This is a genomic window from Glaciecola sp. G7-5 (genome assembly GCF_055808975.1).
In genome coordinates, this window is the sequence record NZ_CM147892.1 from 1033015 (window position 1) to 1055420 (window position 22406).

Annotated in this window: 17 protein-coding genes and 2 pseudogenes; 12 read left to right on the plus strand and 7 right to left on the minus strand. The window is 43.0% G+C overall.

Annotation, left to right across the window (positions count from 1 at the left end):
* The first annotated feature begins 79 nt into the window (after positions 1-79).
* Together AC0L6H_RS04610 and mutM are read left to right on the plus strand one after the other, a co-directional pair.
* The gene (locus tag AC0L6H_RS04610) at positions 80-568 is read left to right on the plus strand and encodes a hypothetical protein (protein WP_473392883.1); all 489 of its coding nucleotides are present in this window, start codon (positions 80-82) and stop codon (positions 566-568) included.
* Between the two features lie 31 nt (positions 569-599).
* Positions 600-1415: a bifunctional DNA-formamidopyrimidine glycosylase/DNA-(apurinic or apyrimidinic site) lyase gene (gene mutM / locus AC0L6H_RS04615; RefSeq protein ID WP_473392885.1), complete on the plus strand. Its 816-nt coding sequence runs from the start codon at positions 600-602 to the stop codon at positions 1413-1415.
* A gap of 71 nt (positions 1416-1486) precedes the next feature.
* On the opposite strand, the pseudogene coaD reads toward mutM, so the two are convergent.
* Together coaD and AC0L6H_RS04625 are read right to left on the minus strand one after the other, a co-directional pair.
* Positions 1487-1976: pseudogene (gene coaD, locus AC0L6H_RS04620) on the minus strand (pantetheine-phosphate adenylyltransferase).
* 74 nt (positions 1977-2050) lie between these two features.
* Positions 2051-2782 carry a 3-deoxy-D-manno-octulosonic acid kinase gene (locus AC0L6H_RS04625; protein ID WP_473392886.1) on the minus strand — a complete coding sequence of 244 codons (732 nt, stop codon included), beginning with the start codon at positions 2780-2782 and terminating at the stop codon, positions 2051-2053.
* Positions 2783-2862: 80 nt separating this feature from the next.
* Between AC0L6H_RS04625 and AC0L6H_RS04630 the strand changes: the two genes are divergently transcribed.
* The 6 genes from AC0L6H_RS04630 to AC0L6H_RS04655 all read left to right on the plus strand — a co-directional run bounded on the left by AC0L6H_RS04630 (position 2863) and on the right by AC0L6H_RS04655 (position 11027).
* Positions 2863-3894: a glycosyltransferase family 9 protein gene (locus tag AC0L6H_RS04630; protein ID WP_473392887.1), complete on the plus strand. Its 1032-nt coding sequence runs from the start codon at positions 2863-2865 to the stop codon at positions 3892-3894.
* Between the two features lie 222 nt (positions 3895-4116).
* The gene (locus AC0L6H_RS04635) at positions 4117-5325 is read left to right on the plus strand and encodes a glycine C-acetyltransferase (protein ID WP_473392888.1); all 1209 of its coding nucleotides are present in this window, start codon (positions 4117-4119) and stop codon (positions 5323-5325) included.
* 4 nt (positions 5326-5329) lie between these two features.
* On the plus strand, positions 5330-6358 hold the full coding sequence (tdh, locus tag AC0L6H_RS04640; protein WP_473392889.1) for an L-threonine 3-dehydrogenase: 1029 nt from the start codon (positions 5330-5332) through the stop codon (positions 6356-6358).
* 42 nt (positions 6359-6400) lie between these two features.
* Positions 6401-6721: a thiosulfate sulfurtransferase GlpE gene (gene glpE, locus AC0L6H_RS04645; protein WP_473392890.1), complete on the plus strand. Its 321-nt coding sequence runs from the start codon at positions 6401-6403 to the stop codon at positions 6719-6721.
* Entirely contained in the window at positions 6721-7713 is a 993-nt protein-coding gene (locus tag AC0L6H_RS04650) for a rhomboid family intramembrane serine protease (protein WP_473392892.1), read from the plus strand. The genes glpE and AC0L6H_RS04650 overlap by 1 nt, the downstream gene beginning before the upstream one ends.
* A 17-nt stretch (positions 7714-7730) precedes the next feature.
* Positions 7731-11027, plus strand: a complete 3297-nt coding sequence (locus tag AC0L6H_RS04655; protein ID WP_473392893.1) for a S41 family peptidase — start codon at positions 7731-7733, stop codon at positions 11025-11027.
* A 55-nt stretch (positions 11028-11082) separates the two neighbouring features.
* Here the strand turns inward: AC0L6H_RS04655 and AC0L6H_RS04660 are convergent, their stop codons facing one another.
* On the minus strand, positions 11083-11469 hold the full coding sequence (locus AC0L6H_RS04660; RefSeq protein ID WP_473392894.1) for a flagellar basal body-associated FliL family protein: 387 nt from the start codon (positions 11467-11469) through the stop codon (positions 11083-11085).
* Positions 11470-11483: 14 nt separating this feature from the next.
* Here AC0L6H_RS04660 and AC0L6H_RS04665 point away from each other — a divergent pair, with 14 nt between their 5' ends.
* Both AC0L6H_RS04665 and ubiA read left to right on the plus strand, forming a co-directional pair.
* A complete protein-coding gene (locus AC0L6H_RS04665) occupies positions 11484-12176 on the plus strand; it encodes a chorismate--pyruvate lyase family protein (RefSeq protein ID WP_473392895.1) in 693 nt (230 codons plus the stop codon).
* 4 nt (positions 12177-12180) lie between these two features.
* Positions 12181-13052 (plus strand): annotated as a pseudogene (gene ubiA, locus AC0L6H_RS04670) (4-hydroxybenzoate octaprenyltransferase).
* On the opposite strand, the gene ubiK reads toward ubiA, so the two are convergent.
* A complete protein-coding gene (ubiK, locus tag AC0L6H_RS04675) occupies positions 13053-13310 on the minus strand; it encodes a ubiquinone biosynthesis accessory factor UbiK (protein ID WP_473392896.1) in 258 nt (85 codons plus the stop codon).
* A gap of 136 nt (positions 13311-13446) precedes the next feature.
* Here ubiK and rep point away from each other — a divergent pair, with 136 nt between their 5' ends.
* Positions 13447-15462 carry a DNA helicase Rep gene (rep, locus tag AC0L6H_RS04680; RefSeq protein WP_473392898.1) on the plus strand — a complete coding sequence of 672 codons (2016 nt, stop codon included), beginning with the start codon at positions 13447-13449 and terminating at the stop codon, positions 15460-15462.
* A gap of 3 nt (positions 15463-15465) precedes the next feature.
* Here rep and AC0L6H_RS04685 read toward each other — a convergent pair whose 3' ends face one another.
* Positions 15466-18048: a bifunctional diguanylate cyclase/phosphodiesterase gene (locus tag AC0L6H_RS04685; RefSeq protein ID WP_473392899.1), complete on the minus strand. Its 2583-nt coding sequence runs from the start codon at positions 18046-18048 to the stop codon at positions 15466-15468.
* Positions 18049-18103: 55 nt separating this feature from the next.
* Positions 18104-18508, minus strand: a complete 405-nt coding sequence (locus AC0L6H_RS04690; RefSeq protein WP_473392900.1) for a c-type cytochrome — start codon at positions 18506-18508, stop codon at positions 18104-18106.
* Positions 18509-18835: 327 nt separating this feature from the next.
* Here AC0L6H_RS04690 and AC0L6H_RS04695 point away from each other — a divergent pair, with 327 nt between their 5' ends.
* Positions 18836-19288, plus strand: a complete 453-nt coding sequence (locus AC0L6H_RS04695; RefSeq protein WP_473392901.1) for a YHS domain-containing (seleno)protein — start codon at positions 18836-18838, stop codon at positions 19286-19288.
* An 80-nt stretch (positions 19289-19368) separates the two neighbouring features.
* On the opposite strand, the gene prsT is transcribed toward AC0L6H_RS04695, so the two are convergent.
* On the minus strand, positions 19369-22164 hold the full coding sequence (gene prsT, locus AC0L6H_RS04700) for an XrtA/PEP-CTERM system TPR-repeat protein PrsT (RefSeq protein ID WP_473392902.1): 2796 nt from the start codon (positions 22162-22164) through the stop codon (positions 19369-19371).
* Between the last annotated feature and the right edge of the window lie 242 nt (positions 22165-22406).

Consider the following 22406-nt stretch of genomic DNA (forward strand, 5'->3'; position numbering starts at 1 on the left):
AAGTCACCAATCACACACATTCGCTGAAATTTGTTATACTGCTTTGTATTAATCGCCTACCGACTTTTGTATTTTTGCCATGTTAAAAATGACTAAACGCACTTGGAACAACATCCTTATATTTTCTATGTTGGGTTTAATTTTGGTGCTCAATATTGACAACTTTAGAAGTGACCAGAGCAGTACTCGGCTGATTGTGGCTGAAGGTGAATACATCATCAGTATGCAAATTAATCAGGTAGAAATAGAAAAAGCAGGGCAACAATGGCGCATTGACCCAAATGGTGTTCAGCCGAGTGTCGTCCCCGGGCCCGAAAAGCTAGCCGCCATTGTTAAGGCGTGGCAACAAGCTTATGTTAGTCCTGCGGGTATTGATTTTGACACAGAGCTGTTTAGTAGCCCAAGTACACTGGTCGTTTTGTCTTTGGCGGGTGTTAGTCAACCTACGGTAGTGGCTTTAAATATCGTTGAGAATCAGCTTTTTTTGGTGATTAACAAGCAAGTATTTATTTTAAATTCACCAACAATAAAGCAATTACTTGAACCTATAGTACAGGTTACCCAGTAAATACATGTGTATCAATTAATGGAAGAATGCTGTGCCTGAATTACCTGAAGTAGAAGTGACCCGCCTTGGTATCTCGCCTTATCTGGTTAATCAACGAATCAAAAAAGTGCATGTGCATCAGCAGCAACTGCGCTGGTTGGTGCCAGAACAAGTACATTTAAGTGAAGGCTTAGAAATTACAGATGTGACGCGCCGGGCAAAGTATCTTTTCATTCATACCGCTGCCGGTGAGATGGTGCTGCATTTGGGTATGTCGGGCAAAATGCGAGTGGTTGACGCTAACTTAGCGCGTAAAAAGCATGATCATATAGAAATTGAGTTGGCTTCAGGGAAAAAGCTGGTGCTAAACGATCCTCGTCGCTTTGGCAGTTGTTTGTGGCAAGACGCAAGCGACAGTCAGGCCTTAGCGATGTTAGGTAATTTAGGGCCAGAACCTTTAACCGATGATTTTGATGAGCATCGTTTGTATCGCCTTAGCCGTGGTCGCAAAGCGCCGGTTAAGAGCTTTATTATGGACAATGCCGTTGTAGTGGGTGTTGGCAATATTTACGCAAACGAAAGTTTGTTTAACACCGGTATCGACCCACGCCGCGCGGCAGGGCGCGTTAGCCTTAAGCGCTACAAAATACTTACTCAGCAAATTAAAATAGTTCTGGCCAAAGCGATTGAGCAAGGCGGTACGACCTTGCGAGATTTTGCGCAAGCCGATGGTAACCCCGGTTATTTCGCACAGCATCTTCATGTATATGGTCGTGCCGGTGAAGCGTGCGATGTATGTGAGTCGCCGATTGCCTCAAAAGTGATTGGCCAGCGCAATACCTTCTTTTGCAAGATTTGCCAGCGTTAAATTCATCAAGCTATTGTTTTTAAACGCCTAGGTAGTTGGTGAGTACTTGCTGGGTGCTATCTGTTAGCTAGCTATTTAGTGCCATATTTCTCGTTCAGTGCCGCATTTACGAGAGGATGGCAAAACTGTGAGACATCGCCTTTGTGCATCGCAACTTCTTTCACAAGTGTTGAAGAAATAAAAGAATTTTCTTCTGAAGGCGTTAAAAATACGCTTTCCAAATCAGGGTTTAAACGGCGATTCATATTCGCTAGTTGAAACTCATATTCAAAATCGCTTACCGCACGTAAACCACGAATTAAAATATCAGCGTCATTATCTTTCGCAAACGACGCTAGCAAACCAGTAAAACCAGTCACTTTCACGTTGTCGAGTTTATTGCATACTTGGGTGATTAATGCGACGCGTTCCTCTAAGCTGAACAAAGGGCTGCTTACTTGGATTAGAGGCGATTGCCACAATCACTTCGCTAAACATATTCGCGGCACGCTCAATAAGATCTGCATGACCATTGGTAATGGGATCAAATGTACCTGGGTAAATAGCACGATGCTGTGACATAAACGTAAGTCCTTGGTTAACAACACGAGTGAATGTAACAGATTATCCTAGCCGCTTTATATATAGATTGCTAGTTAAGGCGCTTCATTTTTATAAGCCATTAGTAGTTGATCCCAATTTTCTTGGCGATAGTGGTAGGATTTGTACTTTTTACTTTGCTTAAGAAGCGAACGCTGAAAACGCGCTAAGTTATTCATTTTCCAATGGTGATTAGTACGAATCTCACACTTGTCAAAATCTAATAAATGCACTTTATAAGCGCCATCGAGCGTTTCTAACAAAATATTTTTAACGTTTATGTCACCATGAAAAACCTGCGCGTTATGCATTTTCTTGATTTCTAGACCAATGGCTTGCCAAGTTTCGCTCGTGACCACCTGTGTTTGTAACAGCTCGTGCAACTCAACGGTATTAGGGATCACTTCACTAATAATATCTGCTGTGTAGAAAAAGCCCTTTCTACAAACTTTGCCCGCAATGGCGCGAGGTACATTCACCTTCGCTTTGCGCAAATGTTCTAGGATGTTAAGTTCTTCGTAGCAGCGAGTCTTTTCAAGCGAAGAAAAGATAAATTTGTCGTCTGAAAGCTTTGCCATTAGGCCGCCACGTTTATAGTGTCGTAGTACTACAGATTTATTGCTCAAATTAAAAAAATACACCGTCGCTCTACCTTGTGCAGTGCGCGTGATTAAATCTTGTTGCTGCAAATAATGAGGATCAAAGTGCATGAGCTTAACATCCAAGCTTACACCTACAGGCATGCGCAACAAACTTTGTTGCTCGAATTGTGATACTTGAATGGTCATTTGTCGTGTAAAAGGCTTTTATTTACCCTAAGTTACGGTAACATATCAAAAATAATCTGATTCGCCTACCGGAAGTCTTTTTGTCTGCTCCTTTTCACTTATGTATATTGCGACTCTCTGCCATTGGCGATGTATGCCATGCTGCGGCAATGGTGAACGCGATCATGCAGCATCGGCCAGAAGTCAAAATCACTTGGGTTATTGGTAAGGTTGAATATCAACTAATGAAATTCATTCCCAATGTGAATTTTGTGGTGTGCGATAAACAAGCCGGTAGTCAAGCCCGAAAAGACGTAAAACAAGCGTTAGAACATATTCATTTTGATGCGATGTTTGTGATGCAAGTGGCGCTTAGAGCCAACTGGCTGTCACGAGTGATCAAAGCAAAACGGCGTATAGGATTTGATTTTAAGCGCTCAAGAGAAGGGCATTTTTTGTTTGTCAATGAGCGCATCGCTGAGCAAAAGCAAGCGCACGTTCTTGATGGCTTTATGGGCTTTGCGAAAACGCTAGGCGTGCCTACACCTAGCAAACCACAATGGAATATTCAGCTTTTAGAAGAAGACCTTGCTTGGATAGAAAACACACTACCTAAAAAATATATTGTGATAAGCCCCGCCGCCTCAAAATCAGAGCGAAATTGGCAAGCAGCACGCTATGCGAAAATTGCTGATTATTTGAGTGAAAAGGGTTACGCCATTGTGTTGTGTGGCGGCCCCGGGGATTTAGACAAGCAAGTCGCAGATGAAATCATGTCATGCTGCACTAGTGTAAACCACAATCTAGTTGGGCAAACGACCTTAATTCGCTTATTGGCCGTGCTGAATAAGGCACAATTGGTGTTGGCACCCGACACCGGCCCCGCTCATATGGCCACTACTCAAGGTACACCCGTTGTGGGGCTGTATGCGCATAGTAATCCAAGACGAACGGGTCCCTATTTGTCACTCGACACTACTGCATCTGTTTATGATGAATGTATACAAGAGCAATTTGGCAAGTCATGGCAGTCTTTATCGTGGGGTAGACGCGCGAAAGGCAAAGACCTAATGAATGCGATTTCTGTAGATATGGTCAAGAGCTTAATACAGCAAGCTTTAGGTTTTTCTTAGGCCTCGCGGTAAAACCCTAGTTTCACGGTATAAAACACCCAATATTTTTAAAAAAGACACTCACTTTAGCAATTGTGTCCTACACTATTTGATATAGAATTAAGCAAGGCGTATGTAGTTAATAAAAACCGTGCTCTTGCTAAGCTTGCAGCACGTGCTTAATTTTCTTTTACAAAGCGTTGGGCCTGAGTGTAGAGGGCTGGCGCAAATATGGAGTCGGCAATGTCACAAGCTTTTATAAAACAGCTACAACAACAAATTGAAGAAACAAAGACACAAGGCCTATACAAAAAAGAAAGGGTAATTACTTCTCAGCAGTTTTCCAATATAGCGATTGCAAGTGGGCAGAAAGTCCTTAATTTTTGCGCAAACAATTATTTAGGCTTAGCAAATCATCAAACCTTAATCGACGCCGCAAAAGCGGGTCTAGATAGTCATGGCTTTGGTGTGGCAAGCGTGCGTTTCATTTGTGGTACCCAAGACATTCACAAACAATTGGAAAGCAAAATCAGTGACTTCCTGGGCATGGAAGATACTATTTTATATCCCTCTTGTTTTGACGCGAACGGTGGTTTATTTGAAACTATCCTGACCAGCGAAGATGCCATCATTTCAGACTCACTGAATCACGCAAGTATTATAGACGGTGTGCGGTTGTCTAAAGCTAAGCGTTACCGTTATGCGAGTAACAACATGCAGGCACTGGAAGAGCAGTTAATACAAGCCAATGCAGATGGTGCAAGGTTTAAACTTATTGCCACCGACGGTGTGTTTTCGATGGACGGGGTTATCGCCAATTTAAAAGGTGTTTGCGATTTAGCCGACAAATACGACGCGATGGTCATGGTTGATGATTGCCATGCCACCGGTTTTGTGGGTGACAAAGGCCGCGGCAGCCACGAATATTGCGATGTTATGGGCCGTGTCGATATTATCACCGGCACCTTAGGTAAGGCCTTAGGCGGCGCTTCTGGCGGTTTTACCTCGGGTAAAAAAGAAGTGGTAGAGTGGTTGCGTCAGCGTTCACGCCCTTATTTGTTTTCAAACTCAGTTGCACCTCCTATTGTGGCGGCATCGTTAAAAGTGTTTGAAATGATGGAAAAGGGTGATGATTTGCGAGCAAAATTACGTCAAAACGCCCAGCACTTTCGTAGCCGCATGGAAAAAGCGGGTTTTACGCTTTCGGGTAAAGACCATGCAATTATCCCAGTGATGCTCAAAGATGCGTCACTTGCCAGTGATATGGCTGATAGGCTTCTTGAAAAAAATATCTACGTTATCGGTTTTTCCTTTCCTGTGGTGCCAAAAGATCAAGCCCGTATCCGAACTCAAATGTCGGCGGCACATAGTATCGAACAAATTGATCAAGCCGTTGATGCCTTCATCGAAGTTGGCATTGAGCTTGGTGTTATTGCTCCAAAAACGGAATAAGCATATGAAATCTTTAGCAAAAATAAAGGCTGAAAAAGGTATTTGGATGGTCGACAACCCCATGCCGGAGGTTGGCCATAACGATATCATGATTAAGATCCACAAAACCGCTATTTGTGGCACCGACATGCATATATACAATTGGGACGAATGGTCGCAAAACACCATTCCTGTGCCTATGATTGTCGGCCATGAATATGTTGGTGAAGTCGTTGAAATAGGCAGTGAGGTTAAAGGATTTACCCTAGGTGATAGGGTGTCTGGTGAAGGACATATTACCTGCGGCCATTGCAGAAATTGCCGCGCAGGACGGGTGCACTTATGCAGAAACACCATAGGTGTAGGCGTAAATCGTCAAGGTTCGTTTGCGGAATACTTGGTAATCCCTGCCTTTAATGCCTTTAAAATCCCGGCGAACATAAGCGATGAAATGGCTGCGATTTTTGACCCATTTGGTAATGCGGTGCACACTGCTTTGTCGTTTGATCTTGTCGGAGAAGATGTAATAATTACCGGTGCTGGTCCCATTGGTATTATGGCAGCAGCGGTCGCGAAACACGCAGGTGCACGCTTTGTGGTGATCACCGATGTTAACGAATATCGCCTAGACTTAGCTAAAAAAATGGGCGTATCAAGAGCCGTTAATATTAGTAACGAATCTTTAGACGAAACGATGCGCATATTGGGCATGACCGAAGGCTTTGATGTTGGTCTAGAAATGTCGGGTGTACCTAGTGCCTTTGGCGGCATGTTGGCAAAAATGAATCATGGCGGCAAAGTAGCAATGTTAGGTATCCCACCTAAAGGGGTAGCTATTGATTGGAATCAAGTCATTTTTAAAGGTTTGACCATAAAAGGCATTTACGGGCGTGAAATGTTTGAAACTTGGTATAAAATGGTGAGCTTATTGCAAAGTGGTTTAGACATATCGCCCATTATTACCCATTCTATGCCGGTGGATGAGTTTCAAAAAGGATTTGAAATAATGGGCTCTGGACATTCAGGTAAAGTGATCCTTGACTGGAATACGTAAACAAGCTGAATTTGAATAAAAAGCGTTTTTTATGGAGTGTTAATGAAAGAGTTTCAACATATTTCAGTGGCCAATACCAAAGAGAGATTGGCCAAGGGTGAAATCAAAGTCGTTGATATACGTGACCAGCAGTCTTTTGAGCTAGGGCATATCCCTAGTTCTTTTCATTTGAGCAATGGGAACATTACTCAGTTTATTAATGAAAACGAGTTTGAAACCCCTGTGGTAGTATGTTGTTATCATGGTATAAGTAGCCAACAGGCAGCCCAATATTTGATTCATCAAGGTTTTGAAGACGTTTATAGTATGGACGGCGGTTTTGAAGCATGGCGCGCCAATTACGAATTCGAGACAGGAAATTAATGGCCATATCTTTACTCAACTTTAGCGATGAAAGACCCGCACGTTTACTTTTATCTTACTTTGCCACACAAGGCATTCCTGCGACTGTGCAAAAGCGTGTTCGCAACGTCGATGTTGAAAATAACAGCCATGCTGAGCAAAATCCACCGCATGAACAAGACGTCTCAGCAGAACAAAATAAGCTTGATGATAGCAGTGATAGTGAGGCTTTCGTTAAACATCCGCCTACCGTATTATATGAGCTTAGTATCGACAACCCTGCAGATCAGGAGCGTGCAATAAGCTTAGCTAAAGCCTTTTTGGTTAACCCTAATGATCCAAAGTATCAGCAAGCGGCATGGAGCAGTGGCGACACCAGCACAAGTTCTGGCTCAATGTTCAGCGGCTTTGAATTTGAAAGCCTTACAAACTGGCGCAAGCATTTATTCACCCATGTTATGGGTATCTTCATTGCTATTGTTTACCTCTTTATGTACATGGGTTACGGCGAGACCATTTTTAATGCGCTAAATATACAATATTACAATGAACTGTCTCAAAACAATCAATGGTGGCGTTTGCTTGGACCTACCTTCATGCATGGCGGTGTTGCGCATTTAATCATGAATTTGTGCTGGTGGTGGATTTTGGCGAGTCGTTTAGAACGCACCTTCGGCAGTAGCAGTCTAGCGATTTTATTTGTGGTCTCGGCCTTAGTTGCTAACGTCGCACAACTTATGCACACCGGGCCAGGTTTTGGGGGCATGTCGAGCGTAAACTACGCCCTATTTGGCTTTATTGCCATTATCGGTTGGTTGCGTCCAAGTTGGGGCCTAAACTTACCGAAAGGTATTATCATTTTCTTAATCATTTGGTTGCTTATTGGTTATTCGGGTATTTTATGGGTAAGCACCAGTGATGACTTGCATTTATTTGGCATGCTGACCGGCGCGGTGCTAGCGCTAATTTTACATCAAGCGACCAATTTGATGACAAGTAAAACAGATGCATAATTTGGAAGGGAGATTTTATGAATGATCTAATCAAAAACCTTGGCTATTTCCTTATTTTACTATTGGTTTCAGGGACTGCATTTGCAGAGGATGCCGATACACTTGGTTATTACCGTGACCCAAACTTGCACGCCAATAAAGTGGTTTTTACTGCCGATGGTGATTTATGGATAACTACGCTCAATAGTAGTACCCCGGCCAAACGTTTAAGCACTCACGCTAGCCTAGAACGTAGCGCAAAGTTTTCTCCTAAGGGCAACAAAGTGGCCTTTGTTGCAAGCTATAACAATATTCCAGCCATATATGTAATGAACGCCAACGGCGGGCAAGCGCAGCAAGTCAGTTTTGAACTTAGCAGCAGTAAACTTCACGGCTGGGTAGATGACAACACTTTATTAATAAGCACGGCAAGTGATACTGGTATGCACAGTTCTTGGGTGCTAAAAACCATTAATATAGAAGATCTAAAAACAAAAACGCTGCCACTTTCAGATGCAGTAGAAGGCACGATTAGCGAAGACGGCAACACCCTCATCTTTATCCAACATGGCTTGCAAGTGTCTACCGACAATGCTAATCATTACAAAGGCGGTGCCGCCGGAGAAATGTGGCGTTTTTCGCTAAACTCAGAGAAAGAAGCCAGTCTTCTGACTGAAAACCATGAGGGATCAGTTAGAAGCCCGATGTTATACAAAGAGGGTAGCGCACAACGCATCTACTTTATTAGTAATCAAAATAGCATAGATAATATATGGTCCATGTCTTTGGACGGCAGCAATATTAAGCAGCACACTAAATTTACCGATTGGGCGGTTCGCGGCGCGAGTATTGAGGGCGACCGTATTAGTTTTCAACACGGGGCCGACATCAAAATTTTTAATATTGCCAGTGGCAAGGTAAGTAGTGTTGATATATCTCTACAATCTGACTTTGTTGACCTCGCTACCCGCTATATAAATAAGCCGCTAACTTACTTCGAAAGCGCAACTATTAGCCCTGATGGGAGTAACGCAGTTGTTGTTGCTCGAGGTCAGATTGCGGTCGCTAATACTACGCCCAAACGTTTAGTTACCGTTGCAAGCGATCCTAAATCGCGCATCCGACATGCCGTGATGAGTAAAGATGGTAATTCTGTTTACGCCATAAGTGATGCAAGTGGTGACTACGAGATATGGCGCTATGATGCTAAAGGCAGCACCGCTGCTAAGCAGTTGACTAAAAATGGCAAAGAACTAAAAACGGGATTGTGGTTATCACCTGACGGTAAATGGCTAGCCTTCACTGAAAAATCGGGCGCTTTATGGTTATTGAATCTAAACAATAACAAAGCTAACAAAGCCAACAAGTCAATAAAAGGCTTCTTCGGAGATATTACCTTTTCACCCGACAGCCGTTACTTGGCCGCCTCTGTATGGCCATACTCTGGCGACCGTCAACAGGTCTATGTACAAGAAGTGCCAAGTGGAAAGTCGGCGCTAGTAACGGGCCCTAAATATGATTCAAAGAGTCCAGCTTTTAGTGCAGACATGCAATGGTTGTACTTTTTATCAGATCGTTCTTTTAATCCGACGCCCTCAAATCCGTGGGGTGACCGCAATATGGGTGCAGAATTTGATAAACGTACCCAAATATTTGCAGTTTCGTTAACAAACGAGAGTGATTTTCCCTTTGCCGCGCCAACAGAATTAGATCCAGTTGAAGAAAAGACAAAAGAGTCTGATGACGATAAAGACAAAAACAATGACAAAAAAGATCTAGCTGTCTCCATCGACTTTAACAATATTCAGGACAGACTTTGGCAGGTGCATGTGCCTGCGGGGAATTACAGTAAATTACTTGCTAACGATAAAGCTTTATTTGTAAGCGAAGACAACAGCTTAAAGAGTTTAGCGTTTGAATACGATGCTAAGTTTACAGACATGACTAGCGATATAAGTGATATACAATTATCCGCAGATAGTAAGCACTTGTTGGTAGTAAAGGGCGAAGGTGCAAAAACGTCACTTCAAATCGTGCCTGCGGAACTTAGTTTTCCAGCTGACACTACAAAGAACAATGTTAAGCTCGACGCGTGGACATTAAACATTCAACCACAATTAGAATGGCAGCAACTTTTCAAGGACGCATGGCTGATGCACCGCGATTCACTCTATGATAAGAACATGCGTGGCGTAGACTGGTCAGCAAGCAAACAAAAATATATGCCTTTACTCGCCAGAATGACAGAACGTAGCGAGCTTAACGACATTTTCGAACAAATGATGGGTGAACTCAATAGCCTGCATTCGCAAGTGCGTGGTGGTGATACCGACAATGACGCCCAAGCAGCAAACTACGTAACGCTCGGTGCAAGCTATAGCGATACCTCAAGTGGTGTCAAAATTGATGAGATTTATCAATACGATAAAGAAATTTTAGAGCAAGCACCGCCTCTTGCTAAACCGGGCGTAAACGCACAAGCCGGCGATATTATCGTCGCTGTCAACAATGTGAAGGTCGATAGCATCGCACAGCTTCAAAGCGCATTAATGAATAGTGCCGGTCAACAAAGCTTACTTAGCCTAAAGCGTAAACGTAAACTTATTCACACCGTTGTGGTACCCGCGGATGCCGGCCTTGAGACGCGATTAAGACATCAAAATTGGGCGGCAAAGAATTTAGCAAAGGTGCAAAAAGCAAATCCGCAAATCGGTTATTTACATCTTTACGCCATGGGTGGCAATGACGTAGCCTCATTTGCACGTGACTTTTATGCTCAATACAAAAAGCAAGGTCTTATTATTGATGTTCGTCGCAATCGTGGCGGCAATGTTGATAGTATGCTGATTGAAAAACTACTACGGCGTGCTTGGTCATTTTGGGAGTTTCCCCCAGGCCAAGAAACAAACATGCAACAGACCTTCAGAGGGCATTTAGTCGTGCTTGCTGATCAATTCACCTACTCAGATGGCGAAACCTTTACCGCAGGCATTAAGGCTTTAGAAATAGGCACTGTTATCGGTAAGCAAACTGCTGGCGCCGGAGTTTGGTTGTCGGGAGGAAATCGTTTGGTTGATGGCGGGATCGCCAGGGTTGCTGAGTTCCCTGTGTTCTCGATGACGGGTGAATGGCTAACAGAAGCCAGAGGTATTTCACCTAATATTGAGGTTGATAATTTACCTTACGAAACTTTCAAAGGCGAAGATGCACAGCTTAAAGCTGCTATTCGTTTACTAACCGATAAGATACAAGCTGAACCGGTGCAAGAACTTAAGCCTAAAGCTTTCCCTCGCGTTGAAGAGCACGCCTCTGACGCGAAGGCAATAAAAAAGTAGCTCTCGCTACTTTCGTTTGTTGATATAGGCGTTTATCTGCGCTAAGAAGGGCGGCTTAGCCACCTTGGCGCAGATACTTGGTAAATATAATATCTTTAATAACAACATTGCCGGTTTCTTTCGTCATGCGGTCACGAAAACGCTTTAGAATTTCGCGGCGCATATCTTCTCGCCCTGTCAATGACCTTACCTGCTGTTCGGTTTGTCCGCCAATCACTTCAATCGCAGTAGCACGTAACAAAGGCATGTGATGTTCAATTTCCCCAATAAACTGGCCGTCATCTAACATGATTTCTATGGTAAGACGCAGGTAACCGAGTTTTTTCGAGTTGTCGCCCGCATAATTTGTAATGATGTCGGGATCCAGCGCAATATACGCATAGCCTGGCCCTAGCGCTTCTTCCTCTTGAGCAACGGCGATATTGGCGAAAACTGCACACATCCAAAAAAGTAGAATTGAAAAACCGCTTATTAGCCGGAAATGAGTTAGCATTTTTGTTTACCCGTGGTAAAAGACAAATTCAGTGTGATAGACTCTATTTATCGGTTAACTTAGCAAAAACTGCAGTGTTGATTACTCAAAAAGTGTTTCCTTTTTCTATGCCAGTGCAATGGCAGTCTCCAAGTGAAGTTAAAAACCTTTCACCTATACTGCGTGATTGGCTTCTTAATACCGGTTCATTAACTGAACGTTTGCAAGCCCTTACTACTACTTTTGAGGTAGATTTATTGGGCCAAGAAGCGGTCGCTTTAGATAAGTCCGAATGCAGTCTTTTAGCATCGTCGCGCGATCAAAACTGGCAAGTCAGAGAAGTTATTCTTAAAGGCGCGCCTCTGGTAGCGAATGGAAAAAATAAATCCAACAAGGCCTTACAAGATTGGGTGTTCGCCCGAAGCGTATTGCCTACAGAGTTGTGCTTATCGAAATGGGCTAACTTAGGCAATCAGCCTCTAGGGGCAAGGATTTTCAACGACGATAATTTTATCCGCAGTGAGTTTGAAATAGGCAAGTTAGAGCATCATCCTATAAGCCATGCGCCTTTAGGACCAGAACAAACTTGCTGGGCAAGACGGTCCAAATTTACTATAGAGCAATATGAATTATTGGTCGCAGAAGCTTTTCTTCCTGACAGCCCCTGTTATTGGTAGGCATATGATTGCGTTAACGCTAAAGCACAAAGACTATTATTGGCAACTTATGCGAGCAGATAAGCCCATTGGTATTTATTTACTGTTGTGGCCATGTTTGTGGGGATTGTTTTTGCTGCCCAAGGGATGCCGCCTTTTGATATTGCCCTTATATTCGTGCTTGGCGTGATTGTGATGCGAAGCGCAGGTTGTGTGGTCAATGACTTTGCTGATCGCAAGGTAGATGGCAGCGTTGAGCGGACTAAAAATAGGCCTTTGCCAGCAGGCAAGGTGAGTGCAAAAGAAGCCAAACAATTGTTTGCCCTACTTATATTCATCGCCTTTTTGTTAGTCCTGTTTTTGAATACAGCAACCATTATGCTGTCGGTGGTCGCGCTCTTGCTGGCGAGTGTATATCCGTTCATGAAGCGCTACACACATTTGCCACAAGTGGTATTGGGGGCAGCCTTTGGTTGGTCTATCCCCATGGCTTTTATGGCAATTAGCGGTGACTTGCCATATTGGATTTGGTATTTGTATATTGCTAATTTATGTTGGACGGTTGCCTACGACACCCAATATGCCATTGTAGACCGCAAATACGACCTTGAAATAGGCATTAAATCTACGGCAATCCTCTTTGGTCGCTTTGATTTATTAGCAATCGTTTTATTGCAACTCGCGAGTGTGGCTTTATTAACCTGGGTTTTTTATATAAACCAGTTACCCATCCTTAGTTATGCAGGCTTGTTTATCGTGGTATTACTGTTTATTTATCAGTTTATTTTGTGCAAAAACCGTGAAGAAGCAAAATGCTTCACGGCTTTTTTACACAACAATTGGGTGGGTATGACCGTATTTGCCAGTATTGCCTTAGGCTATTTAAGCCCTATTTAGTTATTCGCTAGGACTTTCGTTTGATGCTTCTAATGCGGCGAGTCTAGCTTCAAGCGCTTCAAGCTTTTCGCGGGTTCTGATCAACACTTGGCTTTGTACATCAAACTCTTCGCGACTCACAAAATCAAGTTTGTTTAATTGACTTTGCAATACTTGTTTCATTTTTTCTTCTGCTTCTCCTGCCATGTTTTTCACTCCTGGCGGGATCGCGTTTGATATATTTTTGGCAATTTCTTCGAGTTTCTTTGGATCAAGCATATGTTCTTTCCTTTATCCGTACTTTTTCTTTTAAGTAGAAACAACATTGTAGACACAATTTTAAAAGAAAGCAGTCTCTATTAGCATTGTTTTGTTATAATTTGTGTCCGATAAATGACAGGTAGTGCACAATTTCATGCGATTAAACCCAGCCCAACAAGCCGCAGTAGAATATATCAGCGGGCCATGTTTAGTACTCGCAGGGGCCGGCAGCGGAAAAACACGCGTAATTACCAATAAAATAGCGTATTTGGTGAACGTGTGTAAATACAAACCAAGCCAAATAGCTGCGGTAACCTTTACCAATAAAGCGGCGCGAGAAATGAAAGAGCGCGTCTCCCAAACTTTGGGTAAAAAAGAGTCGCGCGGGCTTAAGGTATCGACCTTTCATACCTTGGGTTTAAATATCATCAAAAAGCATGTAACCACCTTGGGCTACAAAGCAGGCTTTTCTTTATTCGATGACAAAGACAGCTATGCATTATTAAATGACCTGACTACTGACGAATACGCGGGCGACAAAGACCAAATAAACCACCTTGCGCGCAGTATTTCAAACTGGAAGAACGAACTCATTATGCCGCTAAACGCCGTGCAAATGTTTGGCAAAAGCACCGGTATAGAGGCAGAGCACGCACTCTTTTATCAAGAATACGCCCGGCATATGCAAGCTTACAACGCACTAGACTTTGATGATCTCATTTTATTGCCAACGGTCTTGTTTCAGCAAAACCAAGCAGTAAGGGAGAAGTGGCAAAATGCCATTCGCTATTTGCTGGTAGATGAATATCAAGATACCAATACCAGTCAGTACCAGTTAGTGCGCTTATTGGTGGGAGAACGCGCAAGATTTACCGTGGTAGGGGACGACGACCAATCTATCTATTCATGGCGCGGCGCACAACCTAAAAACTTAAGCTTGCTAAAAGAACATTATCCATCGCTTAAGTTAGTAAAATTAGAGCAAAACTACCGCAGTAGCCAACGCATACTGCACAGCGCCAACATACTTATTCAAAACAATCCGCATTTGTTTGATAAGCGTTTGTTCTCTGAACTCGGACAAGGTGAAAAGTTAAAAGTATTAGTGTCTAAAAACGAAGACCACGAAGCAGACAAAGTGACCGCCGAGCTGATGGCACATAAATTTATGAATGACACCCAGTATAAAGACTACGCTATTTTATACAGAGGCAATCATCAAGCGCGCGTGTTTGAAAAAGTCCTTATGAAAAACCGCATACCCTACAAGATTAGTGGCGGAACCTCATTTTTTGGCCGTGCAGAAGTGAAAGATACCATGGCCTACTTACGTATACTGACAAATCATAATGATGATAATGCGCTCCTTAGAGTTATAAATACGCCTAGTCGCGGGATAGGCCGAGCGACCTTAGCCAAAATCGGTGAATTTGCTAACGCCAACGGAGGAGGACTGTTTGACGCTATGTGCCACCCCCAAATATCGGCTGTCCTTGGTGAGAAAGCCGGCGCAAGCGTAGAACACTTTGCAAGGCTTGTGGCCAGTACTAGCGAAAACGCGACCCGGGGAGACACCGAAGCGGTGCTGCGCGACTTTATCAAATCGCTACAGTATGAAGAATTCTTATACGCGCAATCAGCTAGCCCTAAAGCGGCTGAAATTGCGATGAAGAATGTATCAACCCTGTTCGGTTGGGTACAAGACCTGCTAAAAGGTGACGCTTTAAACGCACCTATGACTTTGCCAGAAGTCGTTCAGCGCTTAACACTGCGCGACATGATGGAGCGCGGTGAAGACGACGCCGAAGCCGACCAAGTCCAACTTATGACTCTGCATGCGTCCAAAGGACTAGAGTTCCCTTATGTGTTTATGGTGGGCATGGAAGAGGGCTTGCTGCCACATCAAAGCAGTATTGATGAAGACAATATTGACGAAGAACGAAGACTCGCCTATGTGGGCATTACCCGAGCGCAACAGCAACTATACTTTACTATTGCGCGAGAGCGGCGACAGTATGGCGAATTGATTGAACCAACACCCTCTCGCTTCCTCTATGAGCTCCCTACCGATGACCTAGAGTGGGAATGGCAGAAAAAACCAGATAGTGAAGAGGTTCGATTGCAAAAAGCCGAAAAAGGTATTGCGGCCCTTAAAAAACTATTTGAGTAAGACTTATTTTAAAAAGGAAAGGGGAGTGATGGCGTTACCTTGACCAAAATGGCAGCCAATTTCATGTAACTCTTGCAATATCATGTCGTCATCAACGCCATCAGCAATAACGCCTATGCCGACTTCATTGGCAATAAGTACTATCGATTTTACTAAACGGTGATATTTGTCAGACATGCCAAAAGTATTGACTAAATCTGGGTTTAATTTAATAAAGTCAAAATCATATTTGAATAAGTGATTAAGCGAGCCTGAATGGCTGCCAAAGTTGTCGAGCACGAGTGTAACGCCCAGGTTTTGGAGTTTGCTTAGCATATTTGGTAAATACTTCGTGAAACGGCTTAGCGCTGCTTCAGAGAGCTCAATTACCAATAATTCACTGTATATTTCACTCATCTCAATCTGCTGCACTAAATCCTCAAATGACGATTTATGTAATAAGTGCTCGATGGACAAACTGAGACCGATTTTGGTGTTTTTGTAATCCCGGTCTAGGCGCCAAGTATGTAAGATTTTAAACGCCTCTTCCATTAACTGCTTATTTATTTGATACGTTAAGCCGCACTTGTCAGCTAAGGCCCAAAAACTTTCTGTGCGCTTACACTTAGGATGATCTGGCCAATAAATTGAGCATTCGTAAAACAATATACTGTCGTCATTAAGGTTCCTGACAGGCTGAATCGCATATTCGAATTCACCGGCTTTAAATGCTTTACGGAAGAGATGTTCGTCGTCAATTTCTTCTATTAATTGATTACGCATACTGATATCAAAAATCACGTAGCGGTTTCGGCCTAAATTTTTGGCTTGATACATGGCAGCGTCAGCATCGCGAAGCACATCATCGGCACTGGTATAGTCGCTGGTTATTTCAGCCACACCAATACTCGCACCTGAAAATACTTCTTTTTCGTCAATTTTAAATACCGTGCTAATAGAGTCGACAATACGCTGTGAAATTGCTTCTACGTCACCCATATTAGTAAATTTGTCGACTAGTATCACAAATTCGTCACCGCCTAAGCGAGCTAGAAGATCATGGCTACGCTTACAGGTGCTAATGCGCTTAGATGCTTCAATTAAGAACTCGTCACCTGCATGGTGTCCTAGGGTGTCGTTAATTGTTTTAAACCTATCTAAATCGATAAAAAGAAGCGCAAAGTTATGTTCGCTGTAGCGTTGCTTACTAGCGATCGCCAGTTCTAAACGGCTATTAAACATCACTCTATTTGGCAACTGCGTAAGGCTGTCATGATGGGCATCATGAATAAGCTTTAGTTCAACTTCTTTACGTTGCTCTATTTGCTGCTTAAGCGAGAGGTTGGTTTTGTTGAGTTCAGCGGTGCGTTCTTGTACTTTTTCACTCAATTGTTGATTGTATTTTATTAGTTCGTTCGCCGCTCGGCGTCGCTCCATGGCAACAGATATGTGTTGTGATACAAAGCGCAGAATGTCTAAATCATCTTCATCATAGTCTTCGCCTTCGCCATAAGTTTGTATTGCAATAACACCTTTTACAGCCGAATCTACAAGCAGCGGTGCACCCATCCACGAGTTACCCTCTTGCAGCATACGAACAACAAATTTACGCTCAACTTCACCGCTGTCGACCAGCTCATAAATTTTCGCGCTGTCGATTAAGGTGGCTTGCTTGCACCTAATCACGTACTCGGTTAAGCCACGGGTAAGTTGGCGAGTACTATTGAAATCTTCATCTCGGCCTACAAAGTAGGGAAAATTTAAACTCTCTTCGCTTTTATCAAGCAAAGCTATATAACAGTTTTCCGCATTGATGAGTTCTTTTAATATACCGTGTAGCTTGGTGTAAAACTCAATGATATTGCCGTCGACTTTAGTTGACAACTCAGAAATTTGAAATAGCGCTTTTTGGAGATTCTCCATACGCAATCTTTCTGATATTTCTGATTCTAGTGTATGGTTTGCTTTAACCAGTTGTTCGGTGCGCTCAGCAATTTTTGCTTCTGTTAGCTCACGTTGAAAGATACGGTCGCGAGCGGTCACAATGTGTTGTGATATAAATACCAAAATCTCAAGGTCGTCTGCATCATAGCGAATGTCTTCACTGTAACTTTGTACAACCATAGCCCCTATTACCTGATTGTCTCGAATGATAGGAACACCCATCATGTCAACAGGAGGGGTTCCAAGCATGTCAAACTTGTGTTCGGCCTGGAGCTGGGGATAGTTTTCTTTTGTCAGGGTAAGGGTTTTGCCCGAACGCAGTATAAGTGCGGTTATGCCGTTTTTTATTTTTGCGTAGCTAATATGCTTGATGGGCTCTTCGTCGCGCTCGTCAACAAAGTAGGCGAATTGGATGTTCTCGTCTTTTGCTTCGTGGAAAGCAACAAAGAAATTGTGAGCCTGCATAAAGTCAGACACAATGTTATGAATTTCAGCGTAGAGCGAATCAAAGTTATCTAGCGAGCTTGCGAGCTCACTGATCGTGTAGAGCGCCTTTTGGATACGCTCTGAACGTTTGTACTTTTCAGTGAGGTTTTGAAGCTGAGGGACTAACTCCCTCAGCTCGCTTTCCGTCAATTCACCGATGATTTCATTTCTATGCATAGAAAAACAATCCAATCTTGGTGAAAGAGGGTAAAGCCGGTGGAATTACTGGCAGTTAAATTCCCTCAATCATATATTCGATAGCTGCTTTGATATCGTCGTCGGTGCAATCTCCACAAGTACCCATGGGAGGCATCGCGTTAATACCGTTGATTGCGTTCTTCCAAACCGTGTCAAAACCTTTTTCGTCAAGACGTGGTTGCCAATCAGCTGCTACTTGTGTTTTAGGTGCACCTAACACACCAATGGCATGACATGCTGTACACGCGGTGTTATAAATATCTTCACCAGAACGTGGCCCTGCTGCTACCGCGGCACCTGCTGGAGCTGCGCCTGCAATCTGCACTTTACCTACTGGCTTTATTCTTTCTAATAACTCACTATTATCTTCTTGCGCAAAACTTCCTGCAATAAAACAACAACTTGCGACTACAACTGCTAAAAATGCCTTTATCTTCACGATAATCTCCTGCATATTAAGGTGTTAAACTGGTGTGATTATAACCACATACACTAGCTAAACAACTCCTACTTACATCTTAGACCACATTTTCAATGATTTAATTGCATAGTAAGCTTTACGTCATGCTATCAAGACACTACTGCACTATATTGTTGATAAAAGTAAGTAATTTGACTTAGATCGTTAACGGCCCTGATTTCTAATTCTAAAGTTCTATTTATCACATTTTCATAAAGATTTGAGTTGTACTCTATCTTTGTACTCGAAGCGTGCTAGTTTAGGGATAAGATACAATTGATTGAATACAATAATTAAGGGTTTTATATGAATATTTTTCGTTTGGCATTTGTTTGGTTTTTACTTGCTATTTCCTTTACCAGTTTAGGCTTTAGCGAAGATCCTATTGAAACCGGTACGTTTAACAACAAGGCGATTTATGGCTACGATACAGTAGCCTATTTTACACAAGGCAAGCCCGTAGAAGGTAAAGACAATATTAGCAGCGATTGGCGCGGTGCAACGTGGCATTTTTCGACGACTGAACATAAAAAATTGTTTGACGAAGCGCCTGAGAAATATGCGCCGCAATATGGAGGCTATTGCTCTTATGCAATGTCAAAAGGGCGTTTTGTAGGAATCGATGAAGAAGCCTTTACTATTTACGAAGGTAAACTGTATTTAAATTATAGTAAAAGCGTGCGTGAAGACTGGCTTGAAGACAAAGTTGGGTTTATTAAGCTTGCTGATGCTGAATATAAAGCGAATGTAGAGTTATAGCGGGTGCCCGTAATAAAGGGCAACGACAGTTATTTATAAAAAAGTAACTGTCGTTGCTCGTAAGCTAGTGTCATACTGGTTTATTGCATGTATGTCGCTTGCAAAATCAATAAGCGAGATTTACCTTCTTTAGACTTAACTCTAGAATTAAATTCTTGAATCTTGCGACGCGCGGCTGAGTTGTCTTTGTTGACTAACAACGCTTCAATATAATTAAGAATAATACTTTCATCTCTTACCGCAGGCCCCATAACTTTGTTATAGGTTTCTACCGCTTCACCTACCTGACTGCGGCGCATGAGTATTTGTGCATAAGTATCAGCAAAATCAACGTTTTGCGGACTTATTTCAACGGCTCTGCTGCTGTACTGATAGGCTTTGTCTAGTTTATTTTCTTGCATCAGTAGGTAACCAGCGTTATTCAGAATAACCGGGTTGTTTGGTAACTTGGGGATCATCTCTTCATAGATGGCTAAAGCCGCATTTGGATCTAGCGCGATTTTACGCTCGGCCAATAAGGCCAAACTACGCTTATCGTTAGGTGCTTTTTCTACGTGCTGCTCAATAATACGAAGTGCTTCATCGCTTCTTTTCGCGCTGTCGAGGGTTTGTACATATACCAACAGGTTATTCGGACTGGCGTTATCGATGTACGAGGCTTTAGCATCTTCAATACCTTGGGCGCCTCTATTTTCCAATAAGGCAATACGGGCTTTAATACCACGAACAAAGGGCAAGCTTTGTGACGCGCTATCAATATTATTGAGGACCGCTTTCGCGCCTCTCACGTCTTGTGACATAGTAAGGTAATAGGCCTTCATTAAGTTGATTTGCGGGCTATCATTTTGAGCAACAAAGTCAGCCGCAATCGCTGCTGCCTTTTTAAAGTTGCCTTGGGCGTCTAACACTCGTAGCAAGCCAATAGTTGGGTTGCTTTGATTTGGAAAAAGTCTGGCCCACTTACTAAAATGCTCATAAGCATCAGAAAGCTGATTTGTGCGCAGTAGTGCAGTGCCTTTAACTTCCCAATAGGTTTGCGAGGTAAGTCTGGTAGGCTCAACGTTATTCAACAACTCGATAGCTTCGAAAAACTTATTTCTTGCTAGCATGGTTCTTGACGCAAGCATGATCAAGGGCTCATTATCAAGGTTTTGCAGTGCTTGCTCTTCAATTCTATCCATCGCAGGAGCAGGATTTCCTTCTTGCAATTTAAGTTGGAACAAACTTGCTAGTGCCGTTACATTACTTGGGTGCGACTCTAAAACCGCTTCGGTCGCAGCTAGGGCTTCATCCCTTTTTTCTTGGCGCAGTGCCAATCTAATTTTTGCTAATTGTACCGACAAATTTGTTGAATCGATGTTTGACGCTTTTGCCAACGCAGCGGCGCCGGGGCCGTATTGTTTTTGGCGCTGATACACTTCAGATTCAAGCAAATATCCGCCAACGTTTGATGGCTCGTCACTTTGCCAGTTTTTAGCTAGTTTCATTGCTTTTTGAAATTGGTTGGTGCCTAAATACGCACCTGCTAGGGTTTCTTTGGCCTTTGCTGAGAGCGGCGCTTTTTCAACCGCGCCTTCAAGGTCGACAATGCCGTCAAGGTTGTCGAGGGATAATTTTAGTACGCCTAGTTGGGTAAGGTCGTCGGCCGAATCACTGATCTTTTCTGATTGCTCAATGAGCTTGTTAGCCGCTTCAGTATTGCCTGATTTGATTAACTCGTAACCGGCGCGTGAAAACAACTCAAAATCATTTTCAGAGACATTAGTAACGCGCGACAATACTTCGCTGGCGTCTTCATCCATGTTTAGCTCAAGTTGGCTCGCCGCCAACATCCGAAGCGCAGGGTGATTGTCTGCAAGGTTAACCGCGATAGGTGAAAAGTGCTTAATGGTACTTTGATAATCTTTTAATTGAAACGACGCCAATCCCGCTACCATGCGCAGGCTAAAATCATTTCGGCCGCTGCTTATTGCTTTTTCAGCAAACTTTTTCGCGCTGACATAATCGTCGGCAGCAGCTCGTACAATTGCTTTGAGTTGATTGAGTGCTGGGTGCTCAGCGTTTACCTTGAGGAGTTCATCAATATATTTTTCTGCTCGTTGTGGCTGTTTTTGTTGCAGCAACATATTGGCTAATGAGAACTTCGCTTCTAGATCCTCTGGGGCTACTTTAATGTAGTCCTCGTACAGTCTGGCGGCGGTTTCAGGATCGTTATTGAGCACATATAGCCGAGCGGTAAGGTCGATCGCATCGCGATTAAGAGGGTCTTGCTGTAATGCGCCTTTAACTTCTTCAAGGGCTTCAGGATAATCTAAGTTAGTTGCTAATTGCAGGCCTTTAACCATGGTTTTGTAAATGGTTTGAGTATTGATTGCCAACAGCTTATTGATAAGTGCCTTTGATTCTTCTTTTTTCTGCAAGACAATAACTGCATGGGCTTGGCGATAGCCAATTTCAACAAGCTCGGCGGGGCTAAACAAAGATTCGTCGTACTCCAAATCTGCCAAGGCAACGTTGGCATTGGTGCGATGCAGTGCTTCGGCCAACAACGGAATAATCTCTTTTTCTGAGTAACCCGCGTCTAGCGCAAAAGACAATTCTTTACTCGCAGAATCGAAGTTATTGAGTTCTAAGTAGAGCTTGCCAAGAGCAACGCGCGCTTTAGACATGCGGGGCTCAGCTTGGATCGCATTTTTTAGTGCAACAATGGCGGCGTCTTGATTGCCGTTAGCAATAAACTCAGCAGAGTCGTTAAAGTGGTCTTCGGCAGTTTTTTCACCGCAAGCCGCCAAAAAGAACACAATTCCCAAGGTAAAAACAACTTTTGATAAATGGGACAACAGGCGCTTACAAGCGCTGGATATAGGGTGTTGCATTCGTAGATTTTCCTTAACTGGTTATATGATTTAAACCCATCAACAAGTTTCTTGTTCCAAAGAAACCTAACTACTCTTTATAAAGCTTGCGTGGTAGCAATTTCTACAAATCATATAGTCATCACAACGTATTTTACCGCATTTATTTTATACTAACTATAGCTAAAAATTCAGCAAATACTGTGCTTATGATAAAGTTCATCTAAAACAGTTACTTACGCCTTTATCGCGTATGTGCTTAC

What these genes read in the sequence shown, in the direction of transcription:
- AC0L6H_RS04610 (WP_473392883.1), top strand. Translation starts at nt 80, where the DNA reads ATGTTAAAAATGACTAAACGCACTTGGAACAACATCCTTATATTTTCT.
- AC0L6H_RS04625 (WP_473392886.1), bottom strand. Translation starts at nt 2,782, where the DNA reads ATGACCATTCAAGTATCACAATTCGAGCAACAAAGTTTGTTGCGCATG.
- AC0L6H_RS04635 (WP_473392888.1), top strand. Translation starts at nt 4,117, where the DNA reads ATGTCACAAGCTTTTATAAAACAGCTACAACAACAAATTGAAGAAACA.
- tdh (WP_473392889.1), top strand. Translation starts at nt 5,330, where the DNA reads ATGAAATCTTTAGCAAAAATAAAGGCTGAAAAAGGTATTTGGATGGTC.
- glpE (WP_473392890.1), top strand. Translation starts at nt 6,401, where the DNA reads ATGAAAGAGTTTCAACATATTTCAGTGGCCAATACCAAAGAGAGATTG.
- AC0L6H_RS04650 (WP_473392892.1), top strand. Translation starts at nt 6,721, where the DNA reads ATGGCCATATCTTTACTCAACTTTAGCGATGAAAGACCCGCACGTTTA.
- AC0L6H_RS04655 (WP_473392893.1), top strand. Translation starts at nt 7,731, where the DNA reads ATGAATGATCTAATCAAAAACCTTGGCTATTTCCTTATTTTACTATTG.
- AC0L6H_RS04660 (WP_473392894.1), bottom strand. Translation starts at nt 11,469, where the DNA reads ATGTGTGCAGTTTTCGCCAATATCGCCGTTGCTCAAGAGGAAGAAGCG.
- ubiK (WP_473392896.1), bottom strand. Translation starts at nt 13,310, where the DNA reads ATGCTTGATCCAAAGAAACTCGAAGAAATTGCCAAAAATATATCAAAC.
- rep (WP_473392898.1), top strand. Translation starts at nt 13,447, where the DNA reads ATGCGATTAAACCCAGCCCAACAAGCCGCAGTAGAATATATCAGCGGG.
- AC0L6H_RS04685 (WP_473392899.1), bottom strand. Translation starts at nt 18,048, where the DNA reads ATGCATAGAAATGAAATCATCGGTGAATTGACGGAAAGCGAGCTGAGG.
- AC0L6H_RS04695 (WP_473392901.1), top strand. Translation starts at nt 18,836, where the DNA reads ATGAATATTTTTCGTTTGGCATTTGTTTGGTTTTTACTTGCTATTTCC.
- prsT (WP_473392902.1), bottom strand. Translation starts at nt 22,164, where the DNA reads ATGCAACACCCTATATCCAGCGCTTGTAAGCGCCTGTTGTCCCATTTA.